Source organism: Arthrobacter sp. V1I9 (assembly GCF_030817075.1).
In the GTDB taxonomy this organism is placed as follows: Bacteria; Actinomycetota; Actinomycetes; order Actinomycetales; family Micrococcaceae; genus Arthrobacter.
Genome location: NZ_JAUSYU010000001.1, coordinates 3366269 through 3383868, shown reverse-complemented (window position 1 = coordinate 3383868; position 17600 = coordinate 3366269). Strand labels below are relative to the sequence as shown.

Here is a 17600-nt window from a genome sequence, read left to right as displayed (position 1 = left end):
TCTTTACAGTTGACTTCGGCGAGTTCACAATGAGTCGCATCGCAGCCTCCGCTGTGCCCGCAGCGCGCTGTTCACTCACTGACGAACCATCACAGTAGAGAGAGGCACAGTCATGACAGACCAAACAGATGTCCTGGAGGCGGACCGGGCGCTCAAGCAGAAGCACAGGGCCATGTGGGCGTCAGGGGACTACCCGGCGCTCGCCGGTGAATTGCTCCCCGAATTGGGAGCCATCCTGGTGGAAGCCTGCGGCGTCAACTCACGCCAGCGGGTCCTGGACGTCGCCGCAGGGGCAGGAAATGCGGCCATCCCCGCGGCCATGATGGGTGCGAAGGTGGTGGCCAGCGACCTCACGCCCGAATTGTTTGACGCCGGCCGCCACCAGGCAGCGGACCGTGGCGTGGAGCTGGAATGGAAGGAAGGCGACGCAGAAGCCCTGCCTTTCGCCGATGATGAGTTCGATACCGTGATGTCCTGCCTCGGCGTGATGTTCGCGCCCCACCACCAGCCCGCAGCCGACGAGCTCCTGCGCGTCTGCAAACCGGGTGGCACCATCGGGCTCCTCAACTGGACTCCTGAAGGGTTCATCGGCAGGATGTTCGCCACCCTGAAGCCGTTTGCCCCGCCGCCGCCGCCGGGTGCCCAGCCCGCACCGCTGTGGGGGAGCGAGGACCACGTGCGCGAACTCTTTGGCGACAGGATCACCGAAGCCCAGGCCCGGAAAAAGACCCTGGGGGTCCGCAGTTTCCACCAACCGGAGGATTTTGTCCGCTACTTCAAGTCCCACTACGGCCCCACCATCTCGGTCTATAAGTTCATTGCCGAGGACGGGGACAAGGTGAAGGACTTGGACAGGGCTTTGACGGAACTGGCGGAGTCGTTTGGCGACGCCCACGGTGATACCCCGTTCCATATGGAGTGGGAGTACCTGCTGTTTACGGCCAAAAAAGCCAAGGGCAATGCCGGGTGATTACGTAGCCACGTCCTCGGCTGACGCTTAAAGCGAGCGGCCGCCGTCGGGCGTTCCCCTCAGTGGGGAGGCCCGACGGCGGCCGCTCTGCTCAGTGCCTCCTCAGCAGTGCTGCCTCAGCAGCTGTGCTGTTACTCGGCGTCGTGATCCGTTTCCAGGATCTGGACCAGGCGCTCCAGCGCCGTGTCAGCGCCGTCGCCTTCGGCCCGGAGCACCACAACGTCGCCGTGTGATGCGCCAAGGCTCATGAGGGAAAGGATGCTGGCGGCATCCATGGCCTCATCGGCCGGCTCACCTTCACGGGCGATGGTGATGTCCAGGTCGAACTCGCCGGCTGCCTCCGCGAAGATGGCGGCAGGGCGGGCGTGCAGGCCAACGCGGCTGGCGACGGTTGCGGTGCGTTCTGGCATTTTTGCTCCTTATGGCTTTCGGCAGGCTGGGTGTTCAGTGCCGGACAGGTAGTAGGTGAAGCGGGTCAGACCGTTGCTGGGACGGTTTCCACCGTAGCAGTGGTCTTGGGGGCTGCCCAGCGCTTGAGGGCCACCACGGCCAGGGCGGTGATTACCGTACCAACCGCGATCGCAATGACGAACATGATGAAGTTGTCGATTGCGAAGAAGACGAAGATGCCGCCGTGGGGTGCTTTGGAACCGACACCGGCTGCCATCGTAATAGCACCCGTCACCGCGCCGCCCAGCATGCTGGCGGGGATAACCCGCAGCGGGTCTGCTGCTGCGAAGGGGATGGCGCCTTCGGAGATGAAGGATGCTCCCAGCAGCCATGCTGCCTTTCCGTTTTCACGCTCAGCCAGGCTGAAACGCTTCTTGTCCAGGACCGTTGACGCCAGGGCCATGGCCAACGGCGGCACCATGCCGGCGGCCATGACCGTTGCCATGATCTGCCACGGCGCCTGGTTGTCCAGCGTTGCGGCACCAAGACCGGCGACGGCGAATGCGTAAGCGACCTTGTTGACAGGGCCGCCCAGGTCGAAGCACATCATGAGGCCCAGAATGACGCCCAAGACGATGGCGCTGGCGCCGGTAAGGCCCGACAGCCATCCGTTCAACCCTGCAGTGAGCGCAACGATTGGTCCGCCAAGAACCAGGAACATCAGGCCGGAAGCGAAAATTGAGGCCAGCAGTGGGATGATGACCACCGGCATCAGGCCGCGAAGCCAGCGGGGGACAGACCAGGTTCCAATCAGGTGCGCCATGTAGCCCGCCAGCAGGCCGCCGACAATGCCGCCGAGGAAGCCGGCACCCATGAATCCGGCTACCGCACCGGCAACAAAGCCGGGGGCGATGCCGGGTCGGTCCGCTATCGCGTAGGCGATGTAGCCCGCCAGCGCGGGAACCAGGAAGCTCATCGACAGGGCGCCGATCTTGAACAGCACCGCGCCGAGGTAGGCACCCAGCGGGCCGACGGCCTGTTCCGGGTATTCCGTGGGCAGGTTGAAGAAGTTGTTCGTGGTCACGATGGTGTCCGCGAAATCTGTGATGAGGTAGCCGCCCAGCAGGAAGCCGAGGGCAATCAGCAGGCCGCCGCCGGCAACGAACGGAATCATGTAGCTGACGCCGGTCAGCAGGGCACGCTTCAGCTTCTGGCCGATGTGCTCGCCCTTTTCCTCGGCGTCGTGCTCAGCCTGTTCCTCCGCGCCGAAGTGCGGGACGCGGCGGGCATTCGGGTTGTCCGCGGCGGCCAGCGCTTCCTGGACCATCTTGGCGGGCTCATCGATACCGCGCTTTACCGGCGCATTGATGACGGGCTTGCCGGCAAAGCGTTCCTTGCCGCGCACGTCCACGTCCACCGCGAAGATCACGGCATCTGCGGCGGCGATGACGGCGGGGTCCAGCGGCTTGGCGCCGGAGGAGCCCTGGGTTTCCACCTGCAGGTCGACGCCTGCTTCCTGGGCTGCTGCCACCAGGGAATCAGCGGCCATGTAGGTGTGGGCGATGCCGGTGGGGCACGCGGTCACGGCAACGAGCCGCTTGGGTCCCGATCCGGTGGTTGAGCCTGCCGAAGCTGAGTCTGCTGAAACCGCCGAAGCTCCGGCGTTCGAGCCCGCGCCGGCCGTATCTGCCGAAACCGGCGCTGCATGGGCAGCGGGCTTGTCGGCGAGTGCTCCGTCCACCAGTTCCACGATCTCCTCACGGGAAGAGGCGTTGCGCAGGGCTGCGGTGAAGTCCTTCTTGATCAGGGACCTGGCGAGCTTGGACAGCAGCTTCAGGTGCTGCTGGTCCGCGCCGTCCGGGGCTGCGATGAAGAAGATCAGGTCTGCCGGGCCGTCCTTGGCGCCGAAGTCCACCTTGGGGTCAAGGCGGGCCATGGCCAGGGTAGGTTCCGTCACTGCAGCAGAGCGGCAGTGGGGAATGGCGATGCCGCCGGGAATGCCCGTGGCAGTCTTCTGCTCTCGGGCGAAGGCGTCCGCAAAGAGGCCTTCAACTTCTGACGCGCGTCCGGTGGCAGCTACTTTGCTTGCAAGGTGCCGGATCACCGTCTCGGGGGAGTTGCCCAGGTTCTGGTCGAGGTCGACCAGTTCCGTGGTGATGAGCTGGGTCACTGTCAATCCTTTCGAAGGGCCGTGATGGTTACGGCATCCGGTGTGGTTTGGTGGACTGCCGGGACAGTGGAACCCGGCAGGGAGGCGGCGGCGGCACCGTGGGCCACCGCCTGGCGAAGGCAGTCGGCCGGGGCGGCGCCCTGGCCGTGGGCGAGCAGGTAGCCGGCAAGGGCAGAATCGCCCGCTCCGACGGTACTGACCGCGGCGACCGGCGGATGCGTGGCCAGCCACGCGCCGTCGGCCGTTACCAGGACAGCTCCCTTGGATCCGAGAGTTGCCAGCACAGCACCCACACCGGAACGTACGACGGCGGCGGCTGCCGCTGCGGCAGCAGCCGGGTCCGCTTCCAGTTCGTCAGCGGTGGCCGGGGAGGCGAAGCCGGCTGCAGCAGCCAGTTCCGCCAGTTCTTCGGCGTTGGGTTTGAGGAGGTCCGGTTTTCCCGAACCATTTCCTGCCTCGCCGCTGGAGACAGCGGCGGCAAGAGGGGCGCCGGAAGAGTCCACGGCAATTTGGGGAGCGTTTCCGTTTCCCGCGGAGCGGAGCCGGCGGGCCACGGTGGCGTAGAAGTCGGCGGGGAAGCCCGGGGGAAGCGATCCGGCCAGGACTACCCAGCTGGCACCGCGGGAACTCTCCAACAGCAGCTTCATCAGGGCTTCCTGCTGGTCCGCGTCGAGCAGCGGGCCGGGCTCGTTGATCTTGGTGGTCACTCCGCCCGGCTCGGTGAGCGCCACGTTGGTGCGGAGCGGCTCATTGATGGGGAGGGAAACGAAGGGCACCCCGCTCGCACGCAGGCCGGCCAGCACGGGATCGCTGTCCGCGCCCGGGAGTACGGCGACGGACTCGAGGCCCGAAGCCACGAGGGCGCGGGAGACGTTGACGCCCTTGCCGCCGGATTCCTGGCTGACGGAGACGGCGCGCTGCACTTCGCCCCGTTCCAGGGGGCCGGGGAGGGCCACCGTCCGGTCCAGGCTGGGGTTGGCCGTAAAGGTGACGATCATGCGATCACCACGTCTACGCCGGCTTCTTCAAGGGCGGCTGCAAGTTCCGGTCCGGGTTCGCTGTCTGTAATCAAGGTGTCCAGATCTTTCAGGGAGGCGAACTGGACCAGGGTTTCCGTGTCCAGCTTGGAGGAGTCGGCCAGCACCACAATGCGGCGGGCCGAACGGACAAAAGCTGCCTTGACGGCGGCTTCTTCGGGATCGGGAGTGCTCAGGCCGAACGATGCGTGGATGCCGTTGGTGCCGATAAAGGCAATGTCAGGCCGGAGCCTGTGGGCTGCGTCCACGGTGCCCTGGCCTACGGCAACCTGCGTGAGCCCGCGGACCCGACCGCCCAGGACTTCGAGGGCAATGCCGGGGACGCTGGACAGTTTGCCGGCGATAGGGACTGCGTGGGTGATGGCCACCAGTTCTGCGTGCGCGTCCGTGGGATCGGAAGGCTCGACGGCGGTCCGCCGGGAGAGCAGGTCCGCCAGAACTTCGGTGGTGGTGCCGCCGTCGATTAGGACGCTGCCGGGGGAGTTGCGGGGGATGAGGGCAAGAGCGGCTTCAGCGATCCGGATTTTCTGGTCAGGACGCTGGATGGCACGTTCGTTGACACTTTCCTCTGTGGTGCTGAAGCGGTCTGCCGCCACGGCCCCGCCGTGCACGCGGCGGACGGTCCCGGCGTTCTCGAGGGTGGCAAGATCCCGGCGGACGGTTTCGGTGGTGATGCGGAAGCGCTCGGCCAGGAGGGTCACGCTGACCCGGCCGGTGCCGGCTACAAGCTCGGCAATCTTTTGCTGGCGCTCCTCGGCGAACACATACCCTCCGTTGCGTAAGGCTTGATGGTGCGTGACTGGCATCACATGATGTTGTGTTACTTGACTTTATCTTTGGTTCTGTTGGTTTGTCAATGGAAACCAACACGAAACAAAATGAACGGCTTCCGACCTTAAACCCGGGGCGGGAAAGAAGAAGCCGGGCCGGACCACGGTGGTCCAGCCCGGCTTTGTCGGGTTCACGGCAGTTTTCCTGCCTGGCTACAATCCGCCGTCGCGGCTTTCATTCCGGGTGATGCGCTCGCCGGTGTTGGGGTCCACGACTGAACGGGTTTCGCTGATCCTGCGGCTGCGGCTGCGGCCCGGCGAGGCGAGCATGAGCGAGGCGATCAGGCCGATGACGCCGACGGCGATCAGGATGTAACCAACCAGCACCTGGTCGACGAAGGGGATAAGCCCTGGGGCAACCGCCCAGGCAAGGATGGTGCCGAGTGCGATGAGGAAGATGGAGGATCCGATTCTCATGTGTTGCTCCTTGTCGTGGCGGAAGGGCGTCTGCGCAGCCCGATGACGGTTTTGAAGAATGCTGTCCGTCACGCGTCACGCTACAGCGCGGAGTTGGCGTATTCAACGATCAGGGGCGGCACTTTTAGCGGGCCCATCTGTGGGCGGCTGGGCACGGCTTCAGGCTCCTTCCCGGCCTGCCTAGTTAGGCTGATGCGATGGAAACAGTTGTGTGGTCCAAGCCCGAGGCCGAGCGGGCAGGCACCCCGTTGCTGGTGATGATGCACGGCTACGGCACGGATGAGTCGCGCATGGTCCGGCTCTTTGAGTACCTGCCGGCCGAATTCACCTGCGCGGCCCTGCGTGCTCCCATGGCCATTGGCGACCACTACGGCTGGTTCCTGCTGGACTACTTCCTCGCCAATGACTTTGCCGACGTCATCAAGGCCTCGAGCGCTGTCCAGACCTGGATCAACACCGTCAAGGGCCAGCACACCAGCGTGAGCCTGCTTGGTTATTCGCAGGGCATGGCGATGGCCAGCACGCTGCTGCGCCTCCACCCCAAGGATTATGTGGCCGTTGTAGGGCTTTCAGGTTTTGTGCTCGAGAATGAGTTGCTGTCCCTTACCGAATCCTTTGACACCAGGCCGCCCTTCTTCTGGGGGCGGGACAAGGCCGACCTGGTTATCAACGAAGACGCGATCGCCTACACCGGGGAGTGGCTCCAGAACAACACGCTCCTCACCGCCAGGACCTACCCGGGCATGGGCCACGCGATGTCCAAGACGGAAATGGTGGACGTCAGTGCGTTCCTGCGCCATTACGTGCTGAAGACGAACGGACCTGCGGGTACGTAGCTGGACCGGTTAGCGGTTGTGAAGTCCATCACAGTTCCGGCCGCGGGAAAAAACAGTTGCCAGCCAAATTTGTAAGCGCTTACACTCGTCTTCGGCCTTTATTGTGGCCCTGAACTGGGCGGACAAGGAGAGCAGCGCGGTGCGGATGGTTTACTGCGGCCCGAAACGGCCTGGTGCCCTTGGTGCTGCGGTCCCCGTCGTAGGTTCCGCTGGCTTGTACCGTGGCGCACAACACGTTCATGATGGAGTAGAACGATCAGCAAGCTTATGGCCGCCGCACTTCCCGCGCCCACGGCTGCCTGCAGTTCGTCAGGGCATCGAGGCCTCCCCACTCCCAAGCATCCCGCCTTCGGGGCTGCCCGCCGTCCTGAAAGGACACCGCACCGCTGATGACTGAAAAACTGGCTACCGACCAACGAACCCCTGCGCTCTCCGCTTGGGCCGGCGCCTCTGCCATCCTTTTCGATCTTGACGGCGTGCTGACCCCCACAGCCACCGTGCACGAGCAGGCCTGGCAGGAACTTTTTGAAAGCTACCTCGCATTGCAGCCGCAGGTTGCCGCCTACAGCGAAAGCGACTATTTCGACCACATCGACGGTAAGCCGCGCTTCGACGGTGTCCGGGACTTCCTGGCCTCGCGCGGGATAGTGCTCCCCGAGGGTCCCACCGACGACGACCCCGCCAACATCACGGTGCAGGGCCTGGGCAACCGGAAGAACGGGATTTTCAATGACATCGTGAGCGCGGGCGTCGAGCCTTTCGCGGGTTCCGTGCGCTTCCTTGAAGCCGTGCTGGATCGGGGATTGAAGGTCGCCGTCGTCTCTTCCTCCCGCAACGCTCCTGCCGTCCTTGCAGCCGCCGGTCTCAGCAGCTACTTCCCGGTGGTGGTGGACGGCGTGGTGGCAGCCAGGGAAGGCCTGCCCGGCAAACCCAGCCCCGCTACGTACGAATACGCCGCGACGCTGCTGGACCTGCCCAGTGAGGAATGCGTGGTGGTGGAGGACGCCGTCTCCGGCGTGCAGGCCGGAAACGCGGGCTCCTTCCACTCCGTAGTCGGGGTGGACCGCGGCGCCGGGCGGAAGACCCTGCTCGACGCCGGAGCCACCGTGGTGGTCAACGAGCTCGACGAGCTTCTCTAGCAACCCCGCAAGTCTCCCCAAGGCAGCCTTCCCCCGGCAGCCGTCCGCTGCTTTCCCCGGCAGCATCCGAAGTCCCTCAACCTCCCGGCACGCCCCGGCCGGCAGCACCGCCCCTCGCACAAGGACCCCAACACCATGGCTTTGATCTCCGCGGACCGCGAAAGATTCCCCAACACACCCTGGCAACTCGTGGAAACACGTCATGAACCGGGCACCGAAGGGACTCTGGAAACCCTCTTTGCGCTGGGTAACGGACACCTGGGTATCCGCGGTGCCCACTGGGCGGCAGCGGACTCTGACCTGCCGGGCAGCTTCATCAATGGCCTGCACGAAATTTGGGACATCAAGCACGCCGAAAACGCCTTTGGCTTCGCCCGCACCGGCCAGCGCATCCTGTACATCCCGGACGCCAACAACTTTGCAGTCATCATCGACGGCGAAGCCCTCAGCCTGGCCGAATCCGAGGTGCTGGAATACCGGCGCTCCGTTGATTTCTCCACCGGCGTCTACGAGTGCCGGATCACCTGGCAGTGCCGCTCCGGCGCCACCGTCACCACCACCGAGCGGCGCGCCGTCGGCTTCGATTCCCGGGGAACCCTTGGCATCTCACTGGAGGTGGCTACCGACCGCGAGGTCTCCGTGGACGTGACCTCCTCGGTGATCAACCGCCAGGACCAGCCGGTGGAAGACCACTCCGTCCACGATCCCCGCCGCGCCGGCCGCCACGCCGGCCGGGTGTTGCTGCCCCTGCGCCTCGACGGCGGGGACGGGTCGCTCCGGCTGGCCTGGGAGGCCGCCGAATCCAAGCAGCGGGTGGGCGTTGCAGTGGACCACTGGACATCCGCCGGGCACCAGCCGTTCGACACCCTCGTGGACCAGGACGACAGCAGCGTCCGCTACGTCCTGGCGGTCAGTGCCGACGAGCCGTTCCGCCTGGAAAAAAGCGTCAGCTACGCAGCCGGCGCCGCCATCCAGGAACCGTCGGTGGACCCGGCCTCCGTGGCAGAAGGAAACCTGCGTTCAGTCCAGGACATCTTCGCCGAAAGCGAAGCGCACTTCCGCGACTACTGGTCCACTTCGGACATCGTGGTGGCCGGCCAGCCCGAACTGCAGCAGGCCATCCGGTGGAACCTGTTCCAGCTTGCCCAGGCAACGGCCCGTGCGGACGTTGCCGGCATTCCCGCGAAGGGCGTGACCGGTTCCGGCTACGAGGGCCACTATTTCTGGGACCAGGAGGTCTACCTCCTGCCGTACCTGACGTACACCAATCCCGACGGCGCCCGCCAGGTCCTGGAATTCCGCCACAGCATCCTTCCAGAAGCCAAGGTCCGGGCGAAGGAGCTGAGTGTGGACGGCGCGCTGTTCCCGTGGCGCACCATCAACGGGCTCGAAGCCAGCGCCTACTACGCTGCCGGCACCGCGCAGTTCCACATCGCCGCCGCCATCGCCTTTGCCACCAACCGGTACGTCTGGGCCACGGGGGACGCCGCGTTCCGTGACGGAATGGGCGCCGAGCTGCTGATCGAAACGGCGCGCATGTGGATTTCGCTGGGCTTCTTCGGCAAGGACGGGCTCTTCCACATCCACGGCGTCACCGGGCCGGACGAATACACGGCCGTGGTCAACGACAACCTCTACACAAACGTTATGGCCCGCTTCAACCTCCGTGCCGCCGCTGCCCTCGACCATGCCGTCATCAGCCAGGAAGAGCGGCAGCTGTGGCAGGCCGCCGCGAACCGGATGCAGCTGCCGTTCGACGAGCGCATGCAGGTCCACTCGCAGGACAACGACTTTATGCACCTCGAGCCCTGGGACTGGAACACGCCCCGGTCCAAGTACCCGCTGCTCCTGCATTTCCACCCGCTGGTCATTTACCGCCACCAGGTCCTGAAGCAGGCGGACACCGTCCTGGCCATGTTCCTCCAATGGCAGGACTTCACCGCCGAGGAAAAACAGCGGGCCTTTGATTTCTATGACCCGCTGACTACGGGGGATTCGACGCTTTCCGCCTGCGTCCAGGGCATCATGGCCGCCGAGGTGGGGTACTCCCGGGAAGCGCTGGAGCACTTCACCAACGCCGTGTTCATCGACCTGGACGATACGCACGGCAACACTATCGACGGTGTGCACATCGCCTCCACCGGCGGTGTGTGGAGTTCCCTGGTGTGCGGCTTTGCCGGCCTGCGGGACCAGGGCGCGGTCCCGTACTTTGATCCGCGGCTGCCTGCCGACTGGGAAGGCCTGACGTTCCACCTCAAGATCCGCGGGCGCCTGCTGCTGGTGGAGCTCGACGCCGGTGCCATCACCCTGACTGTCCAGGACGGCGAGGCCCTCGAGCTGGACGTGCGCGGACAGCTGCTCAGCGTGGGCGCCCAGCCCGTCCGGGTGGCACTTGCACCCGTGCCGGAACCGGAACCCACGGTGTTCCCCAGCGGACATCCGACGGCGAGCATTCCGGTGGTGCGCGCCAACAGTTAGTTGCCGCAGGGCGCGCTCACACTGCCGGGCAGCCTAGTCTCCCGCCGCCGTCGAACGTTCCGCAACAGGAGCCCTGTCCAGCGGGTGGGCCAGTTCGTCGTCGGGCATGCGTGCCACCGTCATGGCGATGACCGCCATGACGGGGCACACAAGGCCGGCCACCAGGAAGATCAGCCAGATGGGCAGGACCTCGGCGGCCGGCCCGGCCAGGGCCATCGATACGGGCATCAGGGCGAGCGACACAAAGAAGTCAAGGCTGGAGACCCGGCCCAGAAGGTGGGGCGGGACGCGCCGCTGGAGCAGGGTGCCCCAGATGACCATGCCCACGCTGCCGGTCACGCCCCAGATGAACAGGGCAGCGGCGAGGACCCAGAAGCTGTCCATGATCCCGACGGCGGCCACCGGCAGGCTGCCCGCACCCCAGGACACCATCATCACCGTGAGGTAGCGCCGGGGCAGCCTCAGGGAGGCCGTCAACAAGGAGCCCAAGGCCGCGCCGACGCCCATCACGGCGAGGAGGAAGCCGAACATGCGCGAATCGCCGTCCAGCTGGTCGCGCACCACAAACGGCAGCAGCACCTCGATGGGGCCGATCAGGAACAGGACCGAGATGCACGCCCACAGCAGCGTCCACAGCAGCCATGGGGTGCGCAGCGTGTAGCTGACGCCCTCGTGCAGGTCCTGGCGGAAGGAGGACTTGCCGCGCTCCGTTCCGGTCGCAGGGGTGCCGTCTTCGGCGCCGTTGACGGGTGCGGCCAGGGCGTGCTGGCCCAGGAAGTTCAGGATGATGAACGCCGCAAGGTGGCAGACGGCCACTGCCGTGACGGCGTGCGACGGCGAGAGGGCAGCCACCACGATGCCTGCCACCGCAGGACCCGCGGCCTGCTGGAGCACCGGCCGCATGGAACCCTCCACGCCGTTTGCTGCCAGCAGGTCCTCCGCCGGGAGGATGCGCGGCAGGATGGCGGAATAGGCGGGGAAGAAGAACGCCGCTCCCACGCCCAGCACGAAGGCTCCCACTGCAAGGTGCCAGAGTTGCAGCCACCCCGCCATGGCCAGCCCGCTGATGGCCGCGATCACGGCGAGGTTGGCTCCCTCCACGGCGATGATCAGGCGGCGCTGCGGAATCCGGTCGGCGGCGATCCCGCCGGCCAGGAGGAAGGCCACCAGGCCCACACTGCCGGCGGCAGCAACAAGGGACAGCTCAAGCGGTCCGCCGCCCAGGTGGATCACCTGGTAGACCATGGCAACGGCCCACATTCCGGAACCAAAAATGGAAATGGCAAGCGCCGAAATCAGTACCCGGTACTCACGATGGGCAAACGGCCGCAGGGCTTTGGGAGCGGGCATAGGGTAAGTCTAGGCTTCGGACGAATACCCGGACAGCAGGCAACTACCCTCGTAGCCAATGGGGCAGGGGTGCCGTGGCCTAGTGTTAAGCAACCTTAGTATTAGGAAAGGCCGCATCCGACGCGGCCGGCGAGACCAACAGAGGTGACCATGGCCAAGCGCAGCAATCCCGCGGTACGAATCGCACACGAAACCGCCCACAATGCCGTATTCGACGAACACGGCAAACCGAAGCCGGGCGTGCACAACATGCTTCTGAAGGCAGTGGAGATCCAGCGCCCGCTGGTCCTGGCATACATCCGCCGGCTGCAGCGCAAGCACCCGCGCGCCACGGCTGCCCAGCTGGCCGACATCCTGGAGCGCGACTACCTGCGTGCCGTCACTGGCGGCGGGGCGCTGGTTGGTGCCACCGCCGTCGTTCCCGGCGTTGGCACCGTGGCTTCCCTCGGACTCTCCGCCGCCGCGACCGTTGGGTTCCTGGAGGCAACCGCCCTGTACGCCACCTCACTCGCGGAGCTGCACGGCATCCGCCTGACCAACCCGGAGAAGGCCAGCACCATGGTCATGGCACTGATGCTCGGCGAGGAAGGCACCGCGTTGCTTGGAACGCTCAGCGGCCAGGCTGCGGGCAATGGCCTTAGTGCCTCCAGCGCGTGGGGCAACGTGCTGTCAAAGTCGATGGCCGTGCCCGGCTTCGGCTCAGTCCGGAACCGGATCCAGAAAGCCTTCCTCAAGAACCTCCTCAAGCGCCAGGGCACCGCGCTGTTCGGCCGGGCCCTGCCGTTCGGCATCGGCGCGGTGGTGGGCGGGGCCGGCAACCTCATGATGGGGCGCGCGGTGGTCTCCAACGCGAAGGAAGCGTTCGGTCCCATGCCCCAAACCATTCCCGGCGAGCTTAACGCTGCCGCACCGGAAAACCTGACGCTGGAAGGCAATAACCTTGGATCTCAACGCTGACCTCGGCGAATCATTCGGCTCCTGGAACATGGGGGACGATCCCGCCATGTTCAGGTTGGTCACCAGCGCCAACGTGGCCTGCGGCTTCCATGCCGGCGACCCCGTCACCATGCTGGACAGCTGCCGGGCGGCCTATGAGCTGGACGTAACCGTCGGCGCGCACGTGGGCTACCGCGACCTCGCCGGCTTCGGCCGCCGCTCGCTGGACATGTCCTTTGACGAGCTGTTCGGCGACGTGCTGTACCAGCTGGGCGCGCTCGACGGTGTCGCGCACGCCGTGGGTGCCTCCGTTGACTACGTGAAGCCGCACGGCGCGCTGTACAACCGTCTGGTCCACGACGCAGACCAGGCCTCTGCGGTGGTGGCCGCCGTGAACTCCTACGATCCGGGCCTGCCCATCCTCGGCCTGCCCGGTTCCGAGCTTTTGAAGCAGGCCAAGGAAGCCGGGCACCCCGTCTTCATCGAAGCGTTTGTGGACCGCGCCTACATGGCCGACGGAACACTGGTGCCGCGCTCGCAGGAGGGCGCCGTCCTGCACAACGTCGACGACATCGTTGAGCGCGCCGTGCGCCTGGCCACCAAGGGCGAGGTGCTGGCTCTGGACGGAACCTTGGTCCAGGTGCAGCCCGACTCCCTGTGCATCCACGGGGACACGCCAGGCGCCGTCGAGATGGCTTCCGCCGTCAGGGCGGGCCTTGAAGCGGCCGGTGTCGAGCTGGAGTCCTTCGCGTAGTTACGGGGCCGAACTAGCCGAAAATCAGGTGCGCGATGGTGAAGATCGTGAGCCCGGCCAGTGAACCCACCACCGTGCCGTTGATCCGGATGAACTGCAGGTCCTTGCCCACCTGGAGCTCGATCTTCTGGGAGGTTTCCTCGGCGTCCCAGCGGGCAACGGTATCGGTGATGACCCCGGCAATGTCGGAGCGGTACGTCCGCACGAGGTAGCCCGCGGCGTCGCCGATCCAGGCGTTGACCTTACCTGCCAGTTCGGGATCGTTGACCAGGCGCGAGCCGAAGTCGCGGACAGCTGCCTTGAACTTGATGGTCAGGTCGCTGTCCGGATCGTCCACGGCGCCGAGCAGGGCGTTCTTCACCGTGCCCCACGTCCGGGACGCGAGTTCCTGCACCTCGGGGTCGCCCAGGACCTGTGCCTTGATGTCCTCGGCGCGCGCGATCATGGCCGGATCATGCTGCAGGTCCTGCGCCAGGTCGTTGAGGTACTTGTCGATGGACTGCCGCACCTCGTGGTTGGGGTTGGCCTGGACCGCGCGGACGAATTTGAGGATCTCCACGTATACCTTGTCGCCCACCAGGCCGTCTACGAACTGCGGAACCCAGGTGGGGGAGCGGTCTGAAACAAGGTGGGTGACGGTGTCGTGGTTGTCATCCACCCAGTCCGCGGCCCTGTCCACGAGCAGGTCCACCAGCTTGTGGTGGTGCCCGTCGTGGAAAATACGCTCCGCCATCCTGCCCACGGGAGGTCCCCACGGCGGAGTCAGCAGGTGCTTGCGGACCATGCCCTCGATGACCGCCTGGACGTCGTCGTCGTTCAGGACCTTGAACGCGCCGCGGATCACGGCGGCGCCCTCCTTGGCCACGCGCTCCGCCCCAGCTGGCGTGGCGAGCCATTCGCCGGCCCGGCGTGCGATGTTCACGCTGGCCAGCTTGTCCTGGACCACCTGCTCGGAGAGGAAGTTGGTTTCCACGAACTCACCCAGCGAGGCGCCGATCTGGTCCTTGCGGCGGGGAATGATCGCGGTGTGCGGGATCTTGATGCCCATGGGGTACTTGAAAAGCGCGGTGACGGCGAACCAGTCGGCCAGCGCGCCCACCATGCCGCCCTCAGCGGCAGCGCGCACGTACTGGAGCCACGGATACTCCTTCTGCAGCGCGAACGCGAACACAAAAATCACCGCCATGGCAACCAGCAGCCCCAGCGCCACCATTTTCATTTTCCGCAGCGCTGCCGCCTTTTCGGCGTCGCCGGCAGAGAATTGGTTGACGGCGGCGGGACCCGCCTTTGCGCGGCCCTTCGCATATGGCGGGGCGGGAGGAGCGGGCCTGGTGGGTGCTTCCTCGGTAGTTGGCTCAGAGTTCACCTGCATGTGCCAAGCCTAGTCCCGCAGAGCGGGGCAGGTCGGCTACCGTGTCTCCATGACTACTGCAGAGTCAATGCAACAGCGGCCGTTGGTCTTTGCCCACCGCGGTTCGAGTGCCGCGTTTGCCGAACACACCCGTGCCGCCTACCTGCAGGCGCTGGCTGATGGGGGCGGACGGTGTGGAATGCGATGTCCACCTCACCCGCGACCAGCACGTCATCCTCCTGCACGACGCCAACCTCGACCGCACCTCTGACGGGACCGGGCCGGTGGCGGAGCGGACTCTGCGGGAGCTGCGCCGCCTGGACTTTTCATCGTGGAAGGGCGTGCGCATCCCTGAGATGTACGGTCCGCGGTCCGAGCAGTTCCTCACCCTTCCGGAACTGCTGGAGATCCTTCGCGGCGCAGGGCGTCCTGTGCGGCTGGCGATTGAGCTGAAGCATCCCAGCCCGTACCAGCTCAAGCTGGAGGACCGGGTGCTTGAAGTCCTCCGGGGCGAGGGCTGGGACGCCGGGAGTTCAACGGTGGACAACGTGGCGGTGACCTTCATGAGCTTCAGCCCGGAATCTGTCCGCCGCCTGCTTCGGTCCGTACCGGCGGAGTACATCTGCCAACTGGTGGATGACGTGGATGTGCATGAGCTGCGTGAGGAATTGGGTTTTGGGCTGATCACGGGCGGTGCGATTGCCAACGTGATGAAGGCGGCCCAGCTGGAAGGCGAGCGGATCCTGGACCACGGCGAAGCCGCGCTGGCCGGTCCCGGCGTCGACTACGTCCGCCAGCACCCGGCCACCATCCAGCGGTGGCTGGAGCGGGGCCGGCGCTTCCGCGTGTGGACCGTGGACTCGGAACAGGACGTGGCGCTGTGCCAGGGCATGGGCGTCCACGAGATCACCACCAACGTGCCGGCGCGCGTCCTCAGCCAGCTGAAGGTCGCCTCGCCGCAAGGAAGGTAGGCAGGCACGCGGGCAAGCCCTGGCTCTGGGTGCCGGAGGGGCTGCCGCAGCCTTGAACCTAACGGCCCGTGCCCTGCGGAAGTTCGGCTCCCGAATGGGCCTGACGGTCGGATGGCCCGTGACGGTTTCAAAGGCCGGGCGCGCGTGTGATTGAGTGGAGCCATGCCTTTTCCCCGGTCCGGCCGGGCCCGCCAGAGCCTTTCCGCTGCAGCCATGAGCGCCCTGCTTCTGGCCAGCGCCATGAAACACTTCCGCGACCCCGGCTTCTACCGCCAGGTGGTGCCTGACTACCTCTGCCTGAAAGAGACGCGACAGCAAGGAGCGGGCGACGGCGGCGCTGCAGTTGCCGGAACTGCTGCGGTCAACGGAGCTGCTGGCTTCGACGGCGGCCCGGAACCCCTCCGCCGTCGGCCGTTCGCCGTGATGACAAGGGAGGAATGGATCGCGCTCAGCGGCCTGCTGGAGCTGACGGCCGCCGTCGGACTCCTCATCCCTCTGACACGCAAGGCGACCGCAACCGCCCTCACCGCGATGTTCACCGCGTTCCTGACCGGTCATGCCGATGCCCTCCGCCGGGCCTACAGCCCGGAGGGGACCCTTGTGCAGCGCCAGGTGCACACCCTGCGCTTCCCGCTTCAGGCGCCGCTTATCCTCTGGGCCTGGAGCCTTCGGCGGCCCGCAATAGGTTCGTGGCAGTGAAACTCCTGGCTTCCCCGGCCGTGCGGGTGGGACTCTCGATCAGCGTGGCCACCGGCCTTTACGGAATATCATTTGGTGCACTCTCCGTCACGTCCGGCCTCGACTTCTGGCAGACCATGGCGCTGAGCCTGCTCCTGTTCAGCGGCGGCTCACAGTTCGCGTTTATCGGCGTAGTGGGCGGAGGCGGTTCCGGCATCGCGGCGATGAGCGCAGCCACGCTTCTGGGCATGCGCAACGGCATCTACGGCATGCAGCTCAACGCCCTGCTCCACCCCACCGGGTGGCGCAAGTACGTTGCCGCCCAAGTGACCATCGACGAATCCACCGCCACCAGCACCGGCCAGACCGATCCCGCTGAACAGCGCCGGGGTTTTTGGGCAGCCGGCATCGGCATCTATGTGCTCTGGAACCTGTTCACCGCGGTGGGCGCGCTCGCTGGGAGCGGGCTCGGGGATCCCAAGCAGTGGGGGCTGGACGGAGCGGCGGTGGCGGCATTCCTGGCGCTGCTCTGGCCCCGGCTGAAGGGCCGCGAACCGATCGCGATTGCGGTGGTGTGCGCCCTGGCCACGGTTGTGGCAGTGCCCTTCGTTCCGGCGGGCGTGCCCATCCTGGTGGCCGCCGTCGTGGCCGCAGTGTTCGGTTGGTTCGGCTACGGCCGGAGCGATGAAGGCCTTGAGCCGGACGTGGAGCCCTACCGGGAGCGCCACCACGCCGAGTCCCGCCAGCCCGGCACGGACCACCGCCAGTACGGCGCAGACGATTGCCACCACCGCGGCCACGGCCAAAAAGGCGACGGCGGCACATCGGAGGCTGAATCATGAGCCTTTGGGTGTGGCTGCTCATTGCCTGCGCCTTGGCGTATGCGTGGAAGCTGGTGGGTTACCTTGTCCCGGCCCGGCTTCTGGAAAACCCTCGGATGTCGCGGGTTGCCGGCACCATGACCATCGGGTTGCTTGCCTCCCTGACGGTGGTGAACGCGGTGGCGTCGGGGCAGTCGCTGGCAGCCGATGCGCGGCTGGGTGCGCTCGCTGCAGCGGCGATCGCACTGGCACTCAGGGCACCGTTTCTTGTGGTGGTGGTGGCCGGTGCTGGAACTGCGGCGCTGCTCCGCATGCTGGGCTGGAACTAAACCCACCACCAATAACATGACGCAAATCCCTTTTCTTGCCTGTAGGGGGTTTGTACTATGGGAGCGGCTATGCAGTTGGCCCCGACAAATCGCATGAATGGCAACGATGGAAAATCAACTGCACGCGTCCGGGGCAAGGGCCG

At 66.0% G+C, this 17600-nt stretch carries 16 protein-coding genes and 1 pseudogene; 10 read left to right on the top strand and 7 right to left on the bottom strand.

Annotated features, from left to right (window positions below; all coding sequences use genetic code 11):
* Positions 1-112: 112 nt before the first annotated feature.
* The gene (locus QFZ70_RS15805) at positions 113-970 is read left to right on the top strand and encodes a class I SAM-dependent methyltransferase (protein WP_307096947.1); all 858 of its coding nucleotides are present in this window, start codon (positions 113-115) and stop codon (positions 968-970) included.
* Positions 971-1101: 131 nt separating this feature from the next.
* Here QFZ70_RS15805 and QFZ70_RS15800 read toward each other — a convergent pair whose 3' ends face one another.
* The 5 genes from QFZ70_RS15800 to QFZ70_RS15780 form a co-directional block, all read right to left on the bottom strand.
* On the bottom strand, positions 1102-1380 hold the full coding sequence (locus QFZ70_RS15800) for an HPr family phosphocarrier protein (protein WP_104043337.1): 279 nt from the start codon (positions 1378-1380) through the stop codon (positions 1102-1104).
* 65 nt (positions 1381-1445) lie between these two features.
* Entirely contained in the window at positions 1446-3530 is a 2085-nt protein-coding gene (locus tag QFZ70_RS15795) for a fructose-specific PTS transporter subunit EIIC (RefSeq protein WP_307096945.1), read from the bottom strand.
* A 2-nt stretch (positions 3531-3532) separates the two neighbouring features.
* Entirely contained in the window at positions 3533-4528 is a 996-nt protein-coding gene (locus QFZ70_RS15790; RefSeq protein WP_307096944.1) for a 1-phosphofructokinase family hexose kinase, read from the bottom strand.
* Positions 4525-5331 (bottom strand): DeoR/GlpR family DNA-binding transcription regulator, encoded by an 807-nt coding sequence (locus tag QFZ70_RS15785; RefSeq protein WP_307097907.1) that lies wholly within the window; start codon positions 5329-5331, stop codon positions 4525-4527. Before QFZ70_RS15785 ends, QFZ70_RS15790 begins: the two co-directional genes overlap by 4 nt.
* 219 nt (positions 5332-5550) lie before the next feature.
* Entirely contained in the window at positions 5551-5814 is a 264-nt protein-coding gene (locus tag QFZ70_RS15780) for a DUF6458 family protein (RefSeq protein ID WP_307096943.1), read from the bottom strand.
* 197 nt (positions 5815-6011) lie between these two features.
* Here QFZ70_RS15780 and QFZ70_RS15775 point away from each other — a divergent pair, with 197 nt between their 5' ends.
* From QFZ70_RS15775 to QFZ70_RS15765, 3 genes are all read left to right on the top strand, one after another.
* A complete protein-coding gene (locus QFZ70_RS15775) occupies positions 6012-6650 on the top strand; it encodes an alpha/beta hydrolase (protein WP_307096941.1) in 639 nt (212 codons plus the stop codon).
* A gap of 389 nt (positions 6651-7039) precedes the next feature.
* The gene (locus tag QFZ70_RS15770; protein WP_307096940.1) at positions 7040-7789 is read left to right on the top strand and encodes an HAD family phosphatase; all 750 of its coding nucleotides are present in this window, start codon (positions 7040-7042) and stop codon (positions 7787-7789) included.
* Positions 7790-7924: 135 nt separating this feature from the next.
* Entirely contained in the window at positions 7925-10267 is a 2343-nt protein-coding gene (locus QFZ70_RS15765) for a glycoside hydrolase family 65 protein (protein ID WP_307096938.1), read from the top strand.
* 33 nt (positions 10268-10300) lie between these two features.
* Here the strand turns inward: QFZ70_RS15765 and QFZ70_RS15760 are convergent, their stop codons facing one another.
* Positions 10301-11617 (bottom strand): MFS transporter, encoded by a 1317-nt coding sequence (locus QFZ70_RS15760; protein ID WP_307096937.1) that lies wholly within the window; start codon positions 11615-11617, stop codon positions 10301-10303.
* Positions 11618-11767: 150 nt separating this feature from the next.
* Between QFZ70_RS15760 and QFZ70_RS15755 the strand changes: the two genes are divergently transcribed.
* Positions 11768-12574 (top strand): hypothetical protein, encoded by an 807-nt coding sequence (locus tag QFZ70_RS15755; protein ID WP_307096935.1) that lies wholly within the window; start codon positions 11768-11770, stop codon positions 12572-12574.
* A complete protein-coding gene (locus QFZ70_RS15750) occupies positions 12558-13307 on the top strand; it encodes a LamB/YcsF family protein (RefSeq protein ID WP_307096933.1) in 750 nt (249 codons plus the stop codon). Before QFZ70_RS15755 ends, QFZ70_RS15750 begins: the two co-directional genes overlap by 17 nt.
* A gap of 13 nt (positions 13308-13320) precedes the next feature.
* Here the strand turns inward: QFZ70_RS15750 and QFZ70_RS15745 are convergent, their stop codons facing one another.
* Positions 13321-14679, bottom strand: a complete 1359-nt coding sequence (locus QFZ70_RS15745; protein WP_307096932.1) for a DUF445 domain-containing protein — start codon at positions 14677-14679, stop codon at positions 13321-13323.
* A 49-nt stretch (positions 14680-14728) separates the two neighbouring features.
* Here QFZ70_RS15745 and QFZ70_RS15740 point away from each other — a divergent pair.
* The 4 genes and pseudogenes from QFZ70_RS15740 to QFZ70_RS15725 all read left to right on the top strand — a co-directional run bounded on the left by QFZ70_RS15740 (position 14729) and on the right by QFZ70_RS15725 (position 17457).
* Positions 14729-15629, top strand: a pseudogene (locus QFZ70_RS15740) (glycerophosphodiester phosphodiesterase).
* A gap of 162 nt (positions 15630-15791) precedes the next feature.
* Positions 15792-16328, top strand: a complete 537-nt coding sequence (locus QFZ70_RS15735) for a hypothetical protein (protein ID WP_307096931.1) — start codon at positions 15792-15794, stop codon at positions 16326-16328.
* Entirely contained in the window at positions 16325-17149 is an 825-nt protein-coding gene (locus QFZ70_RS15730; RefSeq protein ID WP_307097906.1) for an AzlC family ABC transporter permease, read from the top strand. The genes QFZ70_RS15735 and QFZ70_RS15730 overlap by 4 nt, the downstream gene beginning before the upstream one ends.
* Positions 17146-17457: an AzlD domain-containing protein gene (locus QFZ70_RS15725; protein WP_307096930.1), complete on the top strand. Its 312-nt coding sequence runs from the start codon at positions 17146-17148 to the stop codon at positions 17455-17457. The genes QFZ70_RS15730 and QFZ70_RS15725 overlap by 4 nt, the downstream gene beginning before the upstream one ends.
* Positions 17458-17600: the final 143 nt, after the last annotated feature.